This is a genomic window from Pseudomonas sp. DC3200b2 (genome assembly GCF_049895785.1).
Lineage (GTDB): Bacteria > Pseudomonadota > Gammaproteobacteria > Pseudomonadales > Pseudomonadaceae > Aquipseudomonas > Aquipseudomonas massiliensis.
Genome location: NZ_JAFCTA010000001.1, coordinates 619,523 through 636,962, shown reverse-complemented (window position 1 = coordinate 636,962; position 17,440 = coordinate 619,523). Strand labels below are relative to the sequence as shown.

Below are 17,440 nucleotides of genomic sequence, written 5' to 3'. Positions count from 1 at the left end.
GAGCCAGCGAAGCTGGCGACACCTTGCAGGGCAGCCTTGCCTTCAGCCGCGCCCGCCTGTCGTGACAGGCCTTCAAGGACAGGCCTTCAAGGCTTGCGGAACAATTCCCGGCTCATCAAGGGCTTGCCGCCCAAGTGAGCCGCCAGCGCCTGACGCATCAGCCGCTTGGCGGCCAGCAATGCCCCGGCGGCGCCCCAGTCCGCAACGGCCATGACCAAGAGATCGGCGCCGTTGAAGAGCCCCGGTGCAAAACTGAAGACTCGCTCCAGGCCCTCATCCACGCTAAGACGGTAGAGGCCTTCGGCAACCACGGGCTCGCCCTGGCTGTCTCGATCCAAGGCGAAGGCATAACCGAGTTCATCCAGCAGCCGCCATTCGAACGCCCGCAGCAAGGGCTCCAAGGGGCGGCCTTGGGCGAGCGCTTGCAGGGTCAGGGCATAGTGTTCATACAGGTGGGGGTGAGCGTCTTCCAACGGCAGCAGGCGGACCAGCAGCTCGTTGAGATATAACCCGCTGAACAGCGCCTCTCCGACCAGCCAGAGGCTGTTGCCGGTAGCTTCCAGGCGGCTGACGCTGCGCAGCTCGCCTTTGCCGCGAAACTCCACCGCCAGGGGGACGAAAGGGCGAGCCAGGCTGCCGGCCTTGCCCCGGGCACCGCGCAACACGCCACGCACGCGTCCCCCAGGGGTCAGGAAATCCACCAGTGCGCTGGTTTCCCGGTAGGGCCGGGCATGCAGCACATAGGCCGGCTGCGGGTCAGACGTCGCCGTAGCCAAGGGAGCGCAGCGCCCGCTCGTCGTCGGACCAACCGCCTTTCACCTTCACCCAGAGGTTGAGCATCACCTTGGCGTCGAACATCTGCTCCATGTCCTTGCGAGCCTCCATGCCGATGCGTTTGATCCGCTCGCCCTTGTCGCCGATGATGATTTTCTTCTGGCCGTCGCGCTCCACCAGGATCAGAGCGTGGATATGCAAGGTTGCGCCCTGTTGCTTGAACTCCTCGATCTCGACGGTGATCTGGTAAGGCAGTTCGGCCCCCAGCTGGCGCATGATCTTTTCACGCACAAGCTCAGCGGCCAGGAAGCGACTACTGCGATCAGTGATCTGGTCTTCCGGGAAGAAATGCTCGTTTTCAGGCAGGTAATTGCCGATCAGGGCTTCCAGGGTGTCCAGGTTATGGCCCTGTTGGGCGGAGATGGGCACCACCTCGGCCTTGGGCAGCTGCTGCTGCAACCATTCCAGGTGAGGGATGAGCGCGGCCTTGTCTTCGAGCCGATCGGTCTTGTTGATGGCCAGGATCACCGGCCCCTGAACGAACTGCACTCGCTCCAGGACCAGCTGGTCTTCGTCGGTCCAGCGCGTGCGGTCCACTACGAAGATGACCACGTCCACGTCCTTGAGCGCGGCCGAGGCGGTCCTGTTCATGTAACGGTTCAGGGCCTTGTCATTGGCCTTGTGCATGCCGGGCGTATCCACGTATACCGCCTGCACATGCCCTTCGGTCTTGATGCCGAGCATGGTGTGGCGCGTGGTCTGCGGCTTGCGCGACGTGATTGCCAGCTTCTGGCCGAGGATGTGGTTGATCAGCGTGGACTTGCCAACGTTGGGGCGACCTACGATCGCTACATAGCCACAACGGCTTGCCGGGGTATCAGTCATTGCCATTCTCCACGCCAAGGGCGATCAGCGCGGCCGCGGCGGCGACCTGCTCGGCGATACGCCGGCTTACGCCCTGCCCTCGGCTTTTTTCGTTGAGCAACGCCACTTCGCATTCCACGAAAAAGGTGCGGCAGTGCGGTTCACCCTGGATATCCACCACCTCGTAGCGAGGCAGCTCGCAGGCGCGGGATTGCAGGAACTCCTGCAGGCGGGTCTTGGGATCTTTGTTGGTATCCACCAGGGTCAGGCTGTCGAATTCACCGGCCAACCAGGCCAGGACGCGCTCGCGGGCCGTCTCCATGTCGGCGTCCAGATAGATGGCACCGATCAGCGCTTCCAGCGCGTCGGCGAGGATGGATTCGCGACGGAAGCCACCGCTTTTCAGCTCACCGGAGCCAAGGCGCAAGTACTCGCCCAGGTCGAAGCCACGGGCCAGCAGTGCCAGGGTTTCGCCTTTGACCAGGCGCGCCCGCAGTCGGGAAAGCTGGCCTTCCCGTGCCTGTGGGAAGCGCTCGTACAAGGCCTCGCCCGCGACGAAATTGAGGATGGCATCGCCGAGGAATTCCAGTCGCTCGTTGTTACGACCGGCGAAGCTTCGATGGGTCAAGGCCAGCAGCATCAATTCCTTGTTCTTGAAGCTGTAGCCGAGCTGGCGCTCGAGACGGTTCAGAGGCGACTGATTCACGGCAGGCGCACACTGCTTTGGTGATCGAAGCTGACCACCATGTCGACATTGCCCAGCAGGTGCTCCCGCCGCTCGTAGGCCAGGCGGGCCACGAGGGCGCCGGACTGTTCAGTGATGTTCAACGCTTTTTTCAAATCCAGATCCCGGATGTTATTGATCTGCAAACTGCGGCTCACGTAGTCGAAGTATTCATCGCCATCGGTAACCTTGGTGGCGGAGTCGCTGGCGGCCTTGTCCATGGCTTTCTTCAAAGCCCAGTAATCCATGTAATGAGGCCCCAGCCGGGCGCCAGCCATCACGACCAGCGCCAGCGCGGCCAGAAGGAACAGCCCGCCAATCAGAGAAAGTCCTCGCTGGGACCTTACTGCTTTCATGCTAGACCCTCGCCTGCCGGATGTCGGGAAAACTGGCGAAGGCGCCCTGCACGGCGCGACGCCACGGGGAAACCGCGCGTTACTTGATCAGCCCTACGCGCTCGAGGGTTGGCAGGTGCCGAGTCTTCGGTTCCGGCCAGCTCATCCACACGGCGAATGCCTTGCCAACGATATTGTGGTCCGGGACCATGCCGAGCAGGTCCTTGGGAATGCGCGCGTCATCCCAGTAGCGGCTGTCGTTGGAGTTGTCGCGGTTGTCGCCCATCATGAAGTAATGCCCGGCCGGCACCGTCCATTGCCCGCCCGGCAACATGCGATAGGCCGCCATCTGCTTGTGGATCAGGTGCTCGGCCTCGCCGATGTGCTCCTTGTACACGCCAACCTCGCCCAGGTGTGGGTCGAAGGTGGTGCCCACCATCTGCTCGTCCACCGGTGCGCCATTGACATACAGATGCTTGTCGCTGGTGTAGCGGATGGTGTCGCCAGGTACGCCGATCACCCGCTTGATGTAGTTCACCGAGGGATCGCTGGGGTAGCGGAATACCATCACGTCGCCCCGTTGCGGATCGCCGATGTCGATCACCTTGGTGTCCAGCACCGGCAGGCGAATGCCATAGGAGAACTTGTTCACCAGGATGAAATCGCCCACTTCCAGGGTCGGCTTCATGGACCCCGACGGGATCTGGAAGGGCTCGACCAGGAACGAACGCAGCACCAATACGATGAACAGGACCGGGAAAAAGGATTTCCCGTACTCCACCAGCAGCGGTTCCTTGTTCAGTTGATCCAGCACAGCGGGCTCCGGCTGAGCCACGCTGCCCTGATAGTTCGCAATGGCAGCACGCCGCCGTGGTGCGTAGTACACAAGGTCGAGCAGACCCAGCAGGCCGCACACGGCCACGAGGATTACCAACAACAGCGGGAAGTTAAAAGACATAGGACCTGATCATTCCAACCTGAGCACGGCGAGGAAGGCTTCCTGTGGAATCTCCACGTTGCCGACCTGTTTCATGCGTTTCTTACCAGCCTTCTGCTTTTCCAACAGCTTGCGCTTACGGCTCACGTCGCCACCGTAGCATTTGGCCAGAACGTTCTTCCTGAGCGCCTTTACAGTGGTTCGAGCGATGATCTGGCCGCCAATGGCCGCCTGGATCGCCACGTCGAACATCTGCCGAGGAATCAGCTCCTTCATTTTTTCAGTCAGGGCCCGCCCTTTGTAGTGGGCGTTGTCCCGATGCACGATCAGCGCCAGGGCATCGACCTTGTCGCCATTGATCAGCACGTCCAGCTTCACCAGGTTCGCCGACTGATAGCGGTCGAAGTGGTAGTCCAGCGAGGCATAGCCACGGCTGGTGGACTTGAGGCGGTCGAAGAAATCCAGCACCACTTCGTTCATGGGCAGGTCATAACGCACCTGCACCTGGCTGCCCAGGAACTGCATGTCCCGTTGCACGCCGCGTTTTTCGATGCACAGCGTAATGACGTTCCCCAGGTGCTCCTGGGGCACAAGGATGGTGGCTTCGACGATAGGTTCGCGGAAGTCTTCCACCGACGAGATGTCGGGAAGCTTGGACGGGTTGTCGACGTAGATCGTCTCGCCGTTCTTCATCTTCACTTCATAGATCACGCTCGGCGCGGTGGTGATCAGGTCCAGGTCATACTCGCGCTCCAGGCGCTCCTGGATGATCTCCATGTGCAACATGCCGAGGAAGCCGCAGCGGAAGCCGAAGCCCAGCGCATCGGAGCTTTCCGGCTGGTATTGCAGCGAGGAATCGTTGAGGGTGAGCTTCTGCAGGGCTTCGCGGAAATCCTCGAAATCGTCGGAGCTGGTCGGGAACAGGCCTGCGTATACCTGGGGCTGGATACGCTTGAAGCCCGGCAGCACTTCCACGTCCGGCGTGGTGGACAGAGTCAGGGTGTCCCCCACAGGCGCGCCGTGGATGTCCTTGATGCTACCGATGATGAAGCCGACTTCGCCTGCCTTGAGGTCCGCGGTAGGTGTGTGCTTGGGGGTGAACACCCCGACGCTGTCCACCAGGTGGGTCTTGCCGGTGGACTTGACCAGGATCTTGTCGCCTTTCTTCACCCGGCCATGGCGCACGCGTACCAGGGAAACCACGCCCAGGTAGTTGTCGAACCATGAATCGATGATCAGGGCTTGCAGGGGGGCCTCGATGTCGCCTTCCGGGGCCGGGATGGTCTGCACCAGGCGCTCGAGCACGTCGTCCACGCCCATGCCGCTCTTGGCGCTGCAGGCGACCGCGTCGGTGGCGTCGATGCCGATGATCTTCTCGATTTCGTCCTTCACCCGGTCGGGATCGGCCTGGGGCAGGTCCATCTTGTTCAATACCGGCATGACCTCCAGGCCCTGCTCGATGGCGGTATAGCAGTTGGCGACGGACTGCGCCTCCACGCCCTGCCCCGCGTCCACCACCAGCAGCGCGCCCTCGCAAGCCGCCAGGGAACGGCTGACCTCGTAGGTGAAGTCCACGTGGCCAGGGGTGTCGATGAAGTTGAGCTGGTAGGTTTTACCGTCCTTGGCCTTGTAGTGGAGCGTGACGCTGTGGGCCTTGATGGTGATCCCGCGCTCGCGCTCCAGGTCCATGGAGTCCAGCACCTGGGCTTCCATCTCTCGGTCGGCGAGGCCGCCGCACATCTGGATGAATCGATCGGCCAGGGTCGACTTGCCATGGTCGATGTGGGCGATGATGGAGAAATTGCGGATATGACTCAAATCACTCACGGATCAACACTCGAGAAGGCCTTGGGCCGGGCGCCCGACAAAAAATAGCCGGGCATTGTACCTGATGCAGTGAGTTTTGTGGGAGGCCCTGTATCGGAGCCAACGGGCTAACGGCGCCTGGACGAGGCCATGCCTATGGTAGCCGGCATCGATCGCGTCCAGCCCTGAGGCCATCAATATCGGAGGCTGCCATGGGCGGGTCAGCCCGACCCGACCTGGGCCGACCCGGCTGCCACGGCGACAGGCATGGAACCGGTCACCGGTAGCAGCCGCCCGGGCTGTGTCGCCGCTTATTCAGCCAGCTTGAACGTAATGAAGCTGGCACGTCCCTGGCGCAGCACGCGCATGGAAACCGAACGATTCTTCGGCAGGCCCTTGGCCACTTCGGTGAACTGCTTGGCCGAGGTGATCGCCTGGTTGTTCAAGTGGGTGATCACGTCTCCCGGCTGAAGACCGATCATGGCGGCAGGACCATCCTGCACGTCCTTGATCAGCACGCCGCCCCGCAGGTCGGCGGCTTTCTTCTGCTCGTCGGTCAGGTCCGCCACGGCGACACCCAGCCGGTTGCTGCTGCGCTGGGGCTGGCCGTCGGCACCGGCGCTGGCTTCCAGGTCATCGTCGTCCGGGATAGCCCCCACGGTCAGCTCGATGTTCTGGCGCTTGCCGTCGCGAATGATCTCGAAGGTCGCCTTGGCACCCGCCTTGAGGCCGCCGACCAGGTGCGGGAGATCCGCGGACATGACGATGGGCTGGCCGTTCATGCTCAGGATCACGTCGCCCACCTGCAGGCCGCCCTTGGCCGCCGGGCCATCCTGCATCACCTGCGCGACCAGCGCGCCGGCGGGCTTGTCCAGGCCGAAGGATTCGGCGAGGTCCTTGTTCACTTCCTGGATGACCACACCCAGCCAGCCACGGCTGACCTTGCCGTCCTTCTTCAGCTGGTTGGATACGTCCAGGGCCACGTCGATCGGAATGGCGAAGGAAAGGCCCATGAAGCCACCGGAGCGGGTGAAGATCTGCGAGTTGATGCCCACCACTTCGCCATTCATGTTGAACAGCGGCCCGCCGGAGTTGCCCGGGTTGATGGCGACGTCCGTCTGAATGAAAGGCACGTAGGAATCGTTGGGCAGTGAGCGGCCCTTGGCACTGACGATCCCCTTGGTCACCGAATGGTCGAAACCGAACGGCGAGCCGATGGCCAGTACCCACTCGCCCACCTTGAGCTTGTCGGAATCGCCGAGCTTCACCGTAGGAAGGTTCTTGCCGTCGATCTTGAGCAATGCCACGTCGGTGCGCGGATCCGTGCCTACCAGCTTGGCTTTCAATTCACTGCGGTCGGACAGGCGCACCACGATTTCATCAGCATCGGCGATCACGTGGTTGTTGGTCAGGACGTAGCCATCCGGGGAAATGATGAACCCCGAGCCAAGCGACTGGGCTTCACGCTGGCGGTCGCCACGGGGGGAGCGTGGGGCGCTGCGGGGCATGTTGCGCTCGAAGAACTCCCGGAACATGGGCGGCAGGCCCTGCAGGTCAGGCATCTGGCTGTCCGCCACGCCGCGGTCTGGCAGTTTCTGGGTGGTGCTGATATTCACCACGGCTGGCGAGGCTTGTTCGACCAGGGTAGTGAAGTCAGGCAGTGCTTCGGCCTGGGCGCTAAGCACCTGCCCCAGCATCAGTACCGCCGCGAACAGCGATAGGCAGGATTTCAAGCGAGGTATCGACATACGGCTCCCGTGTATTGCGAGCATGGTTAAGCGAAGGGGGCGCCTCTGCCGAGAACCCGGGCCTGGATGCCCTGAAGGTCGCTAGGCACAAGGCTGGGCGAACCCTCCCCTGGTGGCAAAGACCTATAAGAAAAAGCAGATCTATTTGCAACAACAATGGCAGATCTTTCATGTTGCAACTTGATACATGAAGCCGGCGTTAACACGACTCGACTGTGCCGAATATGCATCAAAGGGCTGTACACACGGCGAGAGCGACGCCCACAAGCGTCACTCACCGACACGCCCCGGCCCTTATGGACCACGGAAGCACAAATAGGTTTTCACCCAGCGTTTGCACGGAGCCGCACAGCGAAGCCGGGGTTTGCCCGCTGCAAAAGCGCGCCGCCAAGGCTATTGCCTACCAAGACGGTAGGACATCCAGACGCACGAACGCCCGGCCGACCGTCGCAAGCACCTGCGAGGGTCGAACCGGGCGTTCAAGTGTTACTTAACGAGTTTCGGAGCCAGCGGCATGCGAAGATTGCTCGGTGTGCTGACGCACTGAACCCGATGCCTTTTCGTCCTGCCAGCCCGCTTCACGGGCGGCTGGCGCCTTGACCGGCTCGCTGGTTTCCGTGTAGCCCGCCAATACGGCCGGGCCGTTGGCCTGAGGCGCCACCAGCACAGGCTGAGCCGCCTGTTGAGCGACCTGGGCGCCGCCTAGGTCGTTCTGGTTGTACAGACGCACCCCGGCAAGCACCGCCAGGGTCACCGAGGCCGCTACCGCCAGCCGACCCAGGCTGCGCCATGGACGCGCAGCCACGGGTGCTGGAACCGCTTCGTCGACCAGCGCGGCGGAAACCGCGGCGGCCAGGTCCAGGCGTGGATTGAGCAGTTCCTTGTGCATGGCGGCGCGGGCAACCTGGTAACGAGCCCAGGTAGCGCGTGCCTCGCTGTTCTCCACAGCGCCCAGTACACGACGTAATTCAAGTTCGTCCGCTTCGTTATCCATCACCGCGGACAGCGATTCCTGCAGGGCTTCACGACTCATTGCGGTTCCTCTCTTGGCTGTCGCCGCTGTCTTAGGTTTCCTGCAGCAAAGGCTGCAGGGCTTTATCTATGGCTTCCCGGGCCCGGAAAATCCGCGACCTGACGGTGCCCACCGGACATTGCATGACGCTGGCAATGTCTTCGTAACTCAGACCATCGAACTCACGCAGGGTCAATGCCGTGCGCAGATCTTCAGGCAATTGCTGGATGGTCCGGTGGACGGTGCCCTCGATCTCATCCCTTAACAGCGAGCGTTCCGGTGATTCAAGGTCCTTCAGGCCGTGATCGCCGTCATAGAACTCTGCGTCTTCGGAGCTGACATCGCTATCCGGTGGCCGTCGTCCTCGGGACACCAGATAATTCTTCGCCGTGTTGATGGCGATGCGGTACAGCCAGGTATAGAAGGCGCTGTCGCCGCGGAAATTTCCCAACGCCCGGTACGCCTTGATGAACGCTTCCTGGGCAACGTCTTGTGCTTCGTGGGTGTCGTGCACGAATCGCACGATCAGCCCGAGAATCTTGTGCTGGTACTTGAGCACCAGCAGATCGAACGCTCTCCGGTCGCCACGCTGCACGCGCTCGACCAATTGCTGATCTTCTTCCTGGGTTAGCATGAACACTCCTCGTTAAGCTCCAAGGAGCGCTGCAAGAGCCATCGTTCAGGCTTGCAACCATAGACTCGGGCTTTGTGCAAAAGTTCTCCCCTCCACGCAAGTTTCCTGCCCTGAAGATCGGGTGCAGGAAAAAAACACATCAGGCAAGCCCTGCTGTGTGAACACTCCGGATGTCCGGCCGCTGGCGGTAGCCTTTGTTGTAGGCCCTTCCCGTCGCGCCCTGTGTATTTGGCAACTCCCTATGGATTGTCCATCATTTAGGAAAGTTCCCAACACCCTATAGCCAATTTCCTACAAACCAGACAGGCATCGGACGTTTGCGCAACCGCCACACACAAGACCGTGGCCCTGTCGATACGCCGCTGGTATAACTGTCGGCCGCCCGCTGCGTTCAATAGTTTCATTTTGCCATCTGGCTATGCGGGATTGTGCCCGTGGACGCGACCAATGACCAGCGCCGCGCCGCGTTCTTGCACTCTGCCTATGAAAAGCGGCATCAGCGCCGCGGGAGACACCTGCTACATGAGTCAGCATTCGCATCACGACGTTCTGGTAATCGGCAGCGGTGCCGCAGGCTTGAGCCTGGCCTTGAATCTTCCTTCTCATCTGCAGGTCGCGGTGCTGAGCAAGGGTGAGCTCTCCAATGGCTCTACCTACTGGGCGCAGGGTGGCGTCGCTGCCGTGCTGGATAACGCCGACACCGTGGACTCCCACGTCCAGGATACGCTCGAGGCCGGCGGCGGGCTGTGCCATGAGTCGGCGGTGCGCTTCACCGTCGAACACAGTCGCGAGGCCATCCAGTGGCTCATCGACCAGGGGGTGCCCTTTACCCGGGACGACAACCCGGCGCCCGAGGAAGGCCACTTCGAGTTCCATCTGACCCGCGAAGGTGGCCATAGCCACAGGCGCATCATCCACGCCGCGGATGCCACCGGGGCAGCGATTTTCAACACCCTCCTCGCCCAGGCGCGTCAGCGGCCGAACATCCAGCTGCTGGAACAGCGCGTGGCCGTGGACCTGATCACCGAAGGTCGGCTAGGTCGAGACGGCCAGCGTTGCCTGGGGGCCTATGTGTTGAACCGCAAGACCGGCGAGGTCGACACCTTCGCGGCGCGCTTCACGGTCATGGCCACTGGCGGCGCGGCAAAGGTATACCTGTATACCAGCAACCCCGACGGCGCCTGTGGCGATGGCATCGCCATGGCCTGGCGCGCGGGCTGCCGGGTGGCCAATCTGGAATTCAATCAGTTTCACCCGACCTGCCTGTACCACCCGCAGGCCAAGAGCTTCCTGGTGACCGAAGCGCTGCGTGGCGAAGGCGCCGTGCTCAAGCTGCCCGATGGCGAGCGCTTCATGCCGCGCTTCCATCCCCGCGCCGAACTGGCCCCACGGGACATCGTCGCCCGCGCCATCGACCACGAGATGAAGCGCCTGGGCGCAGACTGTGTCTACCTGGACATCAGCCACAAGCCGGCGGAGTTCGTGCGCGCGCACTTCCCCACGGTATATGAGCGCTGCCTGGCCTTCGGCATCGATATCACCCGCGAGGCCATCCCGGTGGTGCCCGCCGCCCATTACACCTGTGGCGGGGTGATGATCGACAATCATGGCCGTACCGATGTGCCGGGGCTTTATGCCATTGGCGAAACCACCTTCACCGGCCTGCATGGGGCCAACCGAATGGCCAGCAATTCATTGCTGGAGTGTTTCGTCTACGGTCGCTCGGCGGCCCGCCACATCGAGAGCGAGCTGGCCCAGGTGAGCATGCCCCAGGCCTTGCCTACCTGGGATGCCAGTCAGGTGACAGATTCGGACGAGGACGTGATCATCGCCCACAACTGGGACGAGCTGCGACGCTTCATGTGGGACTATGTGGGCATTGTCCGCACCAGCAAACGCCTGCAGCGCGCCCAGCACCGGGTGCGCCTGCTGCTCAGCGAGATCGATGAGTTCTATAGCAACTACAAGGTCAGCAGGGACCTGATCGAGCTGCGTAACCTGGCCTGCGTGGCGGACCTGATGATCCGCTCGGCCCTGGAACGCAAGGAATCCCGAGGCCTGCACTACACCCTGGATTATCCGGGGATGCTGGCGCAAGCACGGGACACGATCCTCGACCCCAGGGCAAGACCCTAGAAGCCGGCGAAACTGGCGAACCCACGCCAGCCTCGAGGCCGAAGACGGCGTGGAAGCTTGCGCCTAGATGGGCGCGACGGGCCAGAGGAAGCGCTTGCGGCTCCAGCGCAGGTGCAGGCGTAGACGGCGGTGGGTATCAGGGTCCAGCGCGTCGGCGGGTATGCAGGCGGAGCGGGTCCACCACTGCCCCGCCAACCGATAGCGCACGATGACCAGCGCAGGCAACGCCAGGCTGTCGAACATAGCCGCGCCGGGCGCCAGCCCCTTTCCCGACAGTACAAGGCCCAACCGGCCGGGGTGCGGCGCAGCCCTGTCACCGCGCCGGGCGCGCTCAGGAGTAAATGCCGTGGCAGTACCCAGATGCCATGGGCCACGCACCCTGTGAGCAGGGCGAAGCCGGCCAGGGGCGGCACTTGCAGGGTCAATATCGAGCCAATGGCCAACAGCTGCGCGCCGCCATAGCTCCAGCAAAGCGCCCGCGACGCAGCCCAATGGCACTCGAAACGGTCATTTCGGCTGGACACGATCCAGGATCATCCGCACCATGCGCTGCAGCTCAGGGTCTTCGGACTCATTGCGCTCCATGAACCAGCCGAACAGGTCCTGGTCTTCGCAGGCCAGCAGGCGCACATACAGGGCACGATCGGTATCGTTCAGGGTGCCGTAGACCTCCTGGACGAAGGGGACCAGCAGTACGTCCAGTTCCAGCATGCCACGGCGGCTGTGCCAGTACAGGCGGTTGAGTTCGATATCCGCGACCATGACGGGCTCCTCGATAGGGGGCGCCAGTATACAGAGCGCGCCGGCCAGAGGCACCCTGGCAGGGTGTATGCGCTTATGACCTGCCTGTTTATTTTCCGCGCCGGGCACTATCATGGGCATCTTCACGTTCGCCAAAGTGCCTCATGTCCGAATCTGCCTTTTTCTGCGTGCTCAACCACGAGGGCATCCTCGCCGTCCGCGGCTCGGATGCCGGTAAGTTTCTGCAGGGCCAGCTCACCTGCAACATCAATTACCTGAGCCCCACCGCCAGCAGCCTGGGCGCCCGGTGCACGCCAAAGGGGCGCATGCAGTCGAGCTTTCGTATCGTCGGCCAGGCGGACGGCTACCTGCTCGCCCTGGCGGCCGAATTGCTCGAGCCGCAACTGGCGGACCTGAAAAAATACGCCGTATTCTCCAAGGCCACGTTGACCGACGAAAGCCCGCGGTGGGTACGCTTCGGCCTGAGTCACGCCGAAGACGCCTTGAAAGCCATGGGAATGGGCCTTCCCGGCGAACCCAACGAGGTACTTGCCGAGGGTGAGGCCTTGCTGGTGCGGGTATCGCCGGCACGTATCGAAGCCTGGCTGCCCACGGAACAGGCCGAGGCTTTCCAGGCCCGCCTGGGTGAAACCCTGGCGCGGGCGGACCTGGACGAGTGGCTGCTGGGCCAGGTCCGTGCCGGTATCGGCCAGGTCTTCGGCCCTACCCGGGAGCTGTTCATCCCACAGATGATCAACCTGCAGGCCGTGGGCGGGGTCAGCTTCAAGAAAGGCTGCTATACCGGCCAGGAGATAGTCGCGCGCATGCAATACCTGGGCAAGCTCAAGCGCCGGCAATACCGCCTGGCCCTGGGTGGCACCGGTGTTCCGGCCCCGGGCACCGAGCTGTTTTCCTCCGTGCACGCCAGCGCCGTGGGCGAGGTGGTGCTGGGCGCCCCGGCAGGCGACGGGGTCGAGCTTCTTGCGGTGTTGCAGGATAACGCCGCGGAACAGGGCGACATTCGCCTCGGCAGCCTGGAAGGCCCACGCCTGGGCTTGCTGGACCTGCCCTATGAACTGGACCGTGACCGCGAAATCCAGCGGTAGCCCCACGGCCCGGGCGCTGCCCGGCCCGTATCGCGTTCCTCTGAACGCTCGAGAGGCCCCATGAGCACGTTGGCCGAGACGGTTCAACAGCATTTACTGGTCGCCATCGACCGGGACGACCTGATGTTGCCTACCCTGCCGGAGGTCGCCTTCGAGATCCGGCAGGCGGCTGAAGACAGCGAGGTGAGCGTCAGTCAACTGAGTCGCGTGGTCGGCCGTGACCCGGCGCTCAGCGCCCGGCTGATCAAGGTGGTCAACAGCCCCCTGCTGCGCAGCCAGGTGGAAGTCACGAGCTTGCAGGCGGCCATCACCCGTCTGGGCGTCAACTATACCTGCAACCTGGCGATCGGCCTGGTCATCGAGCAGATCTTCAACGCGCGTCTGCCCATAGTCGAAGCCAAGCTGCGGGAAATCTGGAACACCAGCATCCAGGTGGCGGGGATCGGCTACGAGCTGTGCCGCCGCCAGCCCCATCTGAAGCCGGACCAGGGGGCCCTGGCCGGCATGGTGCACCTGATCGGGGTGTTGCCCATCCTGACCTACGCCGAAGAGCACAATGACCTGCTCAGCGACCCGGTGTGCCTGAACCATGTGATCGACAACATTCACCCAGTGATAGGCGCGCGCATCCTGGCCTCCTGGGATTTCCCCAAGGCCCTGGCCCAGGTACCCCTGCTTCACCTGGACCTGCAGCGAGAGCAGGTGGCCGCTGACTACGCGGATGTGGTGCAGATCGCCTCGCTGCTCAACACGCCCATCCAGCGACGCCGCTCCATGAGCCACCTGCCCGCTTACGCGCGCCTGGGAATGGATCGACTCGACCCGCCACTATCAGGCAGCGAAATGGAAGAAGCCAGGATCATGCTGGCCTGAACAGGCTCAGGCCAGCGCTTTGGCCTGGGCCGCCCGGGCGAAGTCGACCCGTACGCACAAGCCGCCCTGGACACCGTCATGCAAGGAAATATCAGCCCGATGGGCACGGCAGATTTCGCCCACGATAGCCAATCCCAGGCCCGTACCTTGCTGACGCCCCCGATAGAAACGCTCGAACACGCGTTCGCGCTCGGTAGCCGGGATGCCGGGGCCTTCGTCCTCCACTTCCAGGACGGCGCCTGGCATTACCCGCAGTACCACCGTGCCTCCCGCCGGGCTATGGGCCAGGGCGTTGTCCAGCAGGTTGCTCAACAGCTCGCTGAGTAATGTGGGCTCGCCATCGAGCAACACCGGGCGTTCAGCTTCGAATGCCAGGCCAATGCCCTTGGCATGGGCCAGGGGCGCCATGGCCATGGCCAGGTCCCGCGCCAGCTCGGTGAGGTCGACCTGCTGGGCTCCGCCTTCGGCAATGGCCTGAGCGCCGTTTTCTACCCGGGCCAGGGACAGCAACTGGTTGGCCAGGTGCGTCAGACGGTCGATGCCGTCCCTGCCTTCGTGCAGGGTTCGCTTGAGGTCGCTTGCATCTTCACTGCGCAGGCCCAGCTCCACTCGAGCCTTGAGCGCCGCCAGGGGCGTGCGCAGCTCATGGGCCGCGTCAGCGATGAACTGGCCCTGGCGCTCGAACTGCAAACGCAGCCGCTCGGTGAAGTGATCGATGGACTGCACCAATGGCAACAGTTCGCGTTGCACCTCCTCGCTGGGCAGTGGGCGCAGGTCGTCCGGGCGACGTTCCTCCACCGCACGGCGCAACCGCTCCAGGGGTCGCAGGGCGCCGCTGACAGTAATCCATACCAGCAACAACGCCCCGCCGCCGAGCATGCCCAGGCGCAGAAGGGTGTCGGTCATCAGGTCCCGGGCCATGCTCACCCGGGCTTCGTCCGTTTCGGCCACGCGAATTTCGGCCATGCCGTTCATGCTCGGCTCGCTGACCGCCTTGAGCAGGCTCACCACTCGCACGTCCTGGCCCCGGTACGTGCCATCGTAGAACTTGGCCAGGGCTGGGTAGGCATCGGTACGGGGCGTGCCAGGCGGCGGCGCGGGCAGGTTCTCATAACCGGAGATCAACTGCCCGTCGATACCGTTGACCTGGTAGTACAGCCGGCCGGCGCTGTCATAGGCAAAGGTATCCAGGGCCACATAGGGCACATCCAGGCTCAGGCGACCATCCTGCTCGAACAGCCCGGCGGAAATGGTCCTGGCCGAGGCCAGTAGGGTGCGGTCGTAAGCCACGTCCGCGGCCTGCCGGCCATTCCAGTAGGCACTCAGACCACTGGCCAGCATCAGCAGCACCAGGAGCCCGGCCAGGTTGCCCAGCAGCCGCCAGCGCAGGCTCGCCGGCCTAGGCATCACGGGCCTCGAGCAGGTAGCCCAGGCCGCGGAAGGTCACGATGGCCACCCCCTGGCCGTCGAGTTTCTTGCGCAGCCGATGAATGTAGATCTCGATGGCTTCCGCGCTGGCATCCTCGTCCAGGCCGAATACCTGGGCCGCCAACTGTTCCTTGCTCATCACCCGTCCGGGGCGGGCGATCAAGGCCTGCAACACCGACTGCTCCCGCGACGTCAGCACTAGCGGCACCTCGCCAATGCTGAAGCGCCTGGCTTCCAGGTCGTACACCAGTGCCCCGCAGCGCTGCTGGCGCTCGCCGCCAAGCAGGGTTCGCCGTAGTAGCGCCTTGACCCGTGCCTCCAGTTCGCTCAGCTCGAAGGGCTTGGCCAGGTAGTCATCGGCGCCCAGGTTCAGCCCATGGACGCGGTCGCGTACGTCGCTGCGCGCGGTGAGCATCAGCACCGGCAGGTTGCGACCGCGATCACGCAGGCGGGCCAGTACCTCGAAGCCGTCCAGGCGAGGCAGGCCTACATCGAGGATCGCCATGGCATAGTCTTCGCTGGCCAGGGCCAGGTCCGCCGCCACGCCGTCGTGCAAGACGTCCACGGTCAGCCCGGCTGCCTTCAAGGCCTGGGCCACGCTCTCGGACAATTGCTCATGGTCTTCTACCAGCAGAATGCGCATCGCTCTCCCCTCGGCTACCAGCGGCTGCGAAGTGTCCCCTATTCATCGCTTATTGGCGATACGCCACTGCCGCAACGGCAGATTTTCATTGCCCTGGCAGCCCATGAAAGCTTGCTGAAAGGTTCGTTTCCTAGGCTCTAGGGAGGTGGGGCCTTTCCCGCCTTACAAAAACAACAACAATGGAGTCACCATGAACCCGATACTGCGCTCACTCGCGCTGGCCGTCACCTGTGTGACGCTGGCCGCACCCGTCCTCGCCGAAGAACCCAAACGCCCGGAATGCATCGCCCCGGCAGCCCCTGGCGGCGGCTTCGACCTCACTTGCAAACTCATTCAAAGCGGCCTGCTCGAGCAGAAGCTGTTGAGCAAACCCATGCGTGTCACCTACATGCCTGGGGGCGTCGGCGCGGTCGCCTATAACGCGGTGGTGGCGCAGCGGCCTGCCGATGGCGGCACCGTGGTCGCCTGGTCGAGCGGCTCGCTGCTGAACCTGGCCCAGGGCAAGTTCGGGCGCTTCGATGAAAATGCCGTGCGCTGGCTGGCGGCCGTGGGCACCAGCTACGGTGCCATCGCCGTAGCCAGCGACTCCCCTTTCAAGACCCTCGATGATCTGGTACAGGCGCTCAAGAAAGACCCGAGCCAGGTGGTGATCGGCTCAGGCGGCACCGTGGGCAGCCAGGACTGGATGCAGACCGCTCTGATTGCCAAGGCGGCGGGTATCAACCCGCGGGAATTGCGTTACGTAGCGTTGGAGGGCGGCGGTGAAATCACCACGGCGCTGCTCGGTCACCACATCCAGGTGGGCAGCACAGATATCTCCGACTCCATGCCCAACGTGATCGCCGGCAAGATGCGTCTGCTGGCGGTATTCTCGGACAAGCGCCTGGAAGAACCCGACATGAAGGACATCCCCACCGCCAAGGAGCAGGGCTACGACATCGTGTGGCCGGTGGTGCGCGGTTTCTACCTGGGCCCCAAAGTCAGCGACGAGGACTACGCCTGGTGGAAGACCACTTTCGACAAACTGCTGGCCAGCGAGCAATTCGCCAAGCTGCGTGATGACCGCGAGCTCTTTCCCTTCGCCCTTACCGGCGCGGAACTGGACGCCTATGTGAAGAAACAGGTGGCCGACTACAAGGTACTGGCCAAGGAATTCGGGCTGATCCAGTGACCGCTTGCGCCCACCCCAGGGGTGGGCACGCCGGAGAAGACAATGATGAATACATTGCAACGGGCCTTCACCGCGGTGCTGCTGCTGGCATGCGCCGCGCTGGCGGCCATGGCCTGGCCTTACCAGGCGGCGTTCTCATACGAACCTGTCGGCCCTCGAGCCTACCCCCTCCTGCTGCTGGCCCTGCTGGGAATTGCCGCGCTCTACATGCTGATCCGGCCAGCCGCCATTGTCCACAGCGAGGATGAGCCTCGACTCGATCGCCAGGGCCTGCTCAAGATAGCCGCCTGCGTCGGCTTGCTACTGTTGTTCGCGGGCCTGTTCGAGCCCCTGGGTTTCATCCTCGCCAGCGTGCTGATCGGCGTGCCCATGGCGCGCCTCTATGGCGGGCGCTGGATGCCCGCCCTGCTGGTGATACCGCTCACCACCCTCGCGCTGTACGTGCTGTTCGATCGGCTGATGGACGTTCCTCTACCGCTGGGCCCGCTCAGCCATCTGGAGAATTGAT

18 protein-coding genes are annotated in these 17,440 nt (G+C 63.2%); 5 read left to right on the top strand and 13 right to left on the bottom strand.

Going from position 1 to position 17,440, the window contains the following annotated elements; all coding sequences use genetic code 11:
- Positions 1-86: 86 nt before the first annotated feature.
- The 9 genes from recO to rpoE all read right to left on the bottom strand — a co-directional run bounded on the left by recO (position 87) and on the right by rpoE (position 8,834).
- On the bottom strand, positions 87-776 hold the full coding sequence (recO, locus tag ACP691_RS03050) for a DNA repair protein RecO (protein ID WP_426150001.1): 690 nt from the start codon (positions 774-776) through the stop codon (positions 87-89).
- Positions 757-1,659, bottom strand: coding sequence for a GTPase Era (gene era, locus ACP691_RS03045; protein WP_426150000.1), 903 nt, complete (start codon positions 1,657-1,659; stop codon positions 757-759). Before era ends, recO begins: the two co-directional genes overlap by 20 nt.
- Positions 1,652-2,329, bottom strand: a complete 678-nt coding sequence (gene rnc / locus ACP691_RS03040) for a ribonuclease III (RefSeq protein WP_088776236.1) — start codon at positions 2,327-2,329, stop codon at positions 1,652-1,654. The genes era and rnc overlap by 8 nt, the downstream gene beginning before the upstream one ends.
- Before the next feature lie 11 nt (positions 2,330-2,340).
- On the bottom strand, positions 2,341-2,718 hold the full coding sequence (locus ACP691_RS03035; RefSeq protein WP_426149999.1) for a DUF4845 domain-containing protein: 378 nt from the start codon (positions 2,716-2,718) through the stop codon (positions 2,341-2,343).
- A gap of 79 nt (positions 2,719-2,797) precedes the next feature.
- Positions 2,798-3,655, bottom strand: coding sequence for a signal peptidase I (gene lepB / locus ACP691_RS03030; protein ID WP_426149998.1), 858 nt, complete (start codon positions 3,653-3,655; stop codon positions 2,798-2,800).
- 9 nt (positions 3,656-3,664) lie between these two features.
- The gene (gene lepA, locus ACP691_RS03025; protein ID WP_040262017.1) at positions 3,665-5,461 is read right to left on the bottom strand and encodes a translation elongation factor 4; all 1,797 of its coding nucleotides are present in this window, start codon (positions 5,459-5,461) and stop codon (positions 3,665-3,667) included.
- Positions 5,462-5,751: 290 nt separating this feature from the next.
- The gene (locus ACP691_RS03020; RefSeq protein ID WP_426150211.1) at positions 5,752-7,182 is read right to left on the bottom strand and encodes a DegQ family serine endoprotease; all 1,431 of its coding nucleotides are present in this window, start codon (positions 7,180-7,182) and stop codon (positions 5,752-5,754) included.
- 496 nt (positions 7,183-7,678) lie between these two features.
- Complete coding sequence (locus ACP691_RS03015; RefSeq protein ID WP_426149997.1) at positions 7,679-8,221, bottom strand: sigma-E factor negative regulatory protein; 543 nt, start codon at positions 8,219-8,221, stop codon at positions 7,679-7,681.
- A gap of 31 nt (positions 8,222-8,252) precedes the next feature.
- On the bottom strand, positions 8,253-8,834 hold the full coding sequence (rpoE, locus tag ACP691_RS03010; protein WP_003252049.1) for an RNA polymerase sigma factor RpoE: 582 nt from the start codon (positions 8,832-8,834) through the stop codon (positions 8,253-8,255).
- A 522-nt stretch (positions 8,835-9,356) separates the two neighbouring features.
- Between rpoE and nadB the strand changes: the two genes are divergently transcribed.
- Entirely contained in the window at positions 9,357-10,970 is a 1,614-nt protein-coding gene (nadB, locus tag ACP691_RS03005; RefSeq protein ID WP_426149996.1) for an L-aspartate oxidase, read from the top strand.
- Between the two features lie 63 nt (positions 10,971-11,033).
- On the opposite strand, the gene ACP691_RS03000 is transcribed toward nadB, so the two are convergent.
- Together ACP691_RS03000 and ACP691_RS02995 are read right to left on the bottom strand one after the other, a co-directional pair.
- The gene (locus tag ACP691_RS03000; RefSeq protein WP_426149995.1) at positions 11,034-11,213 is read right to left on the bottom strand and encodes a hypothetical protein; all 180 of its coding nucleotides are present in this window, start codon (positions 11,211-11,213) and stop codon (positions 11,034-11,036) included.
- Between the two features lie 264 nt (positions 11,214-11,477).
- Positions 11,478-11,732 carry a succinate dehydrogenase assembly factor 2 gene (locus tag ACP691_RS02995; RefSeq protein WP_040262011.1) on the bottom strand — a complete coding sequence of 85 codons (255 nt, stop codon included), beginning with the start codon at positions 11,730-11,732 and terminating at the stop codon, positions 11,478-11,480.
- A 143-nt stretch (positions 11,733-11,875) separates the two neighbouring features.
- Here ACP691_RS02995 and ACP691_RS02990 point away from each other — a divergent pair, with 143 nt between their 5' ends.
- Entirely contained in the window at positions 11,876-12,817 is a 942-nt protein-coding gene (locus tag ACP691_RS02990) for a YgfZ/GcvT domain-containing protein (protein WP_426149994.1), read from the top strand.
- Between the two features lie 60 nt (positions 12,818-12,877).
- Positions 12,878-13,690, top strand: a complete 813-nt coding sequence (locus tag ACP691_RS02985; protein ID WP_426149993.1) for an HDOD domain-containing protein — start codon at positions 12,878-12,880, stop codon at positions 13,688-13,690.
- A gap of 6 nt (positions 13,691-13,696) precedes the next feature.
- On the opposite strand, the gene ACP691_RS02980 is transcribed toward ACP691_RS02985, so the two are convergent.
- Both ACP691_RS02980 and ACP691_RS02975 read right to left on the bottom strand, forming a co-directional pair.
- Positions 13,697-15,097 carry a sensor histidine kinase gene (locus ACP691_RS02980; protein WP_426149992.1) on the bottom strand — a complete coding sequence of 467 codons (1,401 nt, stop codon included), beginning with the start codon at positions 15,095-15,097 and terminating at the stop codon, positions 13,697-13,699.
- On the bottom strand, positions 15,090-15,761 hold the full coding sequence (locus ACP691_RS02975) for a response regulator (RefSeq protein WP_040262006.1): 672 nt from the start codon (positions 15,759-15,761) through the stop codon (positions 15,090-15,092). The genes ACP691_RS02980 and ACP691_RS02975 overlap by 8 nt, the downstream gene beginning before the upstream one ends.
- A 190-nt stretch (positions 15,762-15,951) precedes the next feature.
- Between ACP691_RS02975 and ACP691_RS02970 the strand changes: the two genes are divergently transcribed.
- Together ACP691_RS02970 and ACP691_RS02965 are read left to right on the top strand one after the other, a co-directional pair.
- Positions 15,952-16,932, top strand: coding sequence for a Bug family tripartite tricarboxylate transporter substrate binding protein (locus tag ACP691_RS02970; protein ID WP_426149991.1), 981 nt, complete (start codon positions 15,952-15,954; stop codon positions 16,930-16,932).
- Between the two features lie 45 nt (positions 16,933-16,977).
- The gene (locus tag ACP691_RS02965) at positions 16,978-17,439 is read left to right on the top strand and encodes a tripartite tricarboxylate transporter TctB family protein (protein WP_426150210.1); all 462 of its coding nucleotides are present in this window, start codon (positions 16,978-16,980) and stop codon (positions 17,437-17,439) included.
- The last annotated feature ends 1 nt before the right edge of the window (position 17,440 follow it).

Bases quoted from the DNA above. Each gene is read 5' to 3' on its own strand.
- era (WP_426150000.1), bottom strand. From the start codon at position 1,659: ATGACTGATACCCCGGCAAGCCGTTGTGGCTATGTAGCGATCGTAGGT.
- ACP691_RS03035 (WP_426149999.1), bottom strand. From the start codon at position 2,718: ATGAAAGCAGTAAGGTCCCAGCGAGGACTTTCTCTGATTGGCGGGCTG.
- lepB (WP_426149998.1), bottom strand. From the start codon at position 3,655: ATGTCTTTTAACTTCCCGCTGTTGTTGGTAATCCTCGTGGCCGTGTGC.
- ACP691_RS03015 (WP_426149997.1), bottom strand. From the start codon at position 8,221: ATGAGTCGTGAAGCCCTGCAGGAATCGCTGTCCGCGGTGATGGATAAC.
- rpoE (WP_003252049.1), bottom strand. From the start codon at position 8,834: ATGCTAACCCAGGAAGAAGATCAGCAATTGGTCGAGCGCGTGCAGCGT.
- nadB (WP_426149996.1), top strand. From the start codon at position 9,357: ATGAGTCAGCATTCGCATCACGACGTTCTGGTAATCGGCAGCGGTGCC.
- ACP691_RS03000 (WP_426149995.1), bottom strand. From the start codon at position 11,213: ATGTTCGACAGCCTGGCGTTGCCTGCGCTGGTCATCGTGCGCTATCGG.
- ACP691_RS02995 (WP_040262011.1), bottom strand. From the start codon at position 11,732: ATGGTCGCGGATATCGAACTCAACCGCCTGTACTGGCACAGCCGCCGT.
- ACP691_RS02990 (WP_426149994.1), top strand. From the start codon at position 11,876: ATGTCCGAATCTGCCTTTTTCTGCGTGCTCAACCACGAGGGCATCCTC.
- ACP691_RS02985 (WP_426149993.1), top strand. From the start codon at position 12,878: ATGAGCACGTTGGCCGAGACGGTTCAACAGCATTTACTGGTCGCCATC.
- ACP691_RS02980 (WP_426149992.1), bottom strand. From the start codon at position 15,097: ATGCCTAGGCCGGCGAGCCTGCGCTGGCGGCTGCTGGGCAACCTGGCC.
- ACP691_RS02975 (WP_040262006.1), bottom strand. From the start codon at position 15,761: ATGCGCATTCTGCTGGTAGAAGACCATGAGCAATTGTCCGAGAGCGTG.
- ACP691_RS02970 (WP_426149991.1), top strand. From the start codon at position 15,952: ATGAACCCGATACTGCGCTCACTCGCGCTGGCCGTCACCTGTGTGACG.
- ACP691_RS02965 (WP_426150210.1), top strand. From the start codon at position 16,978: ATGAATACATTGCAACGGGCCTTCACCGCGGTGCTGCTGCTGGCATGC.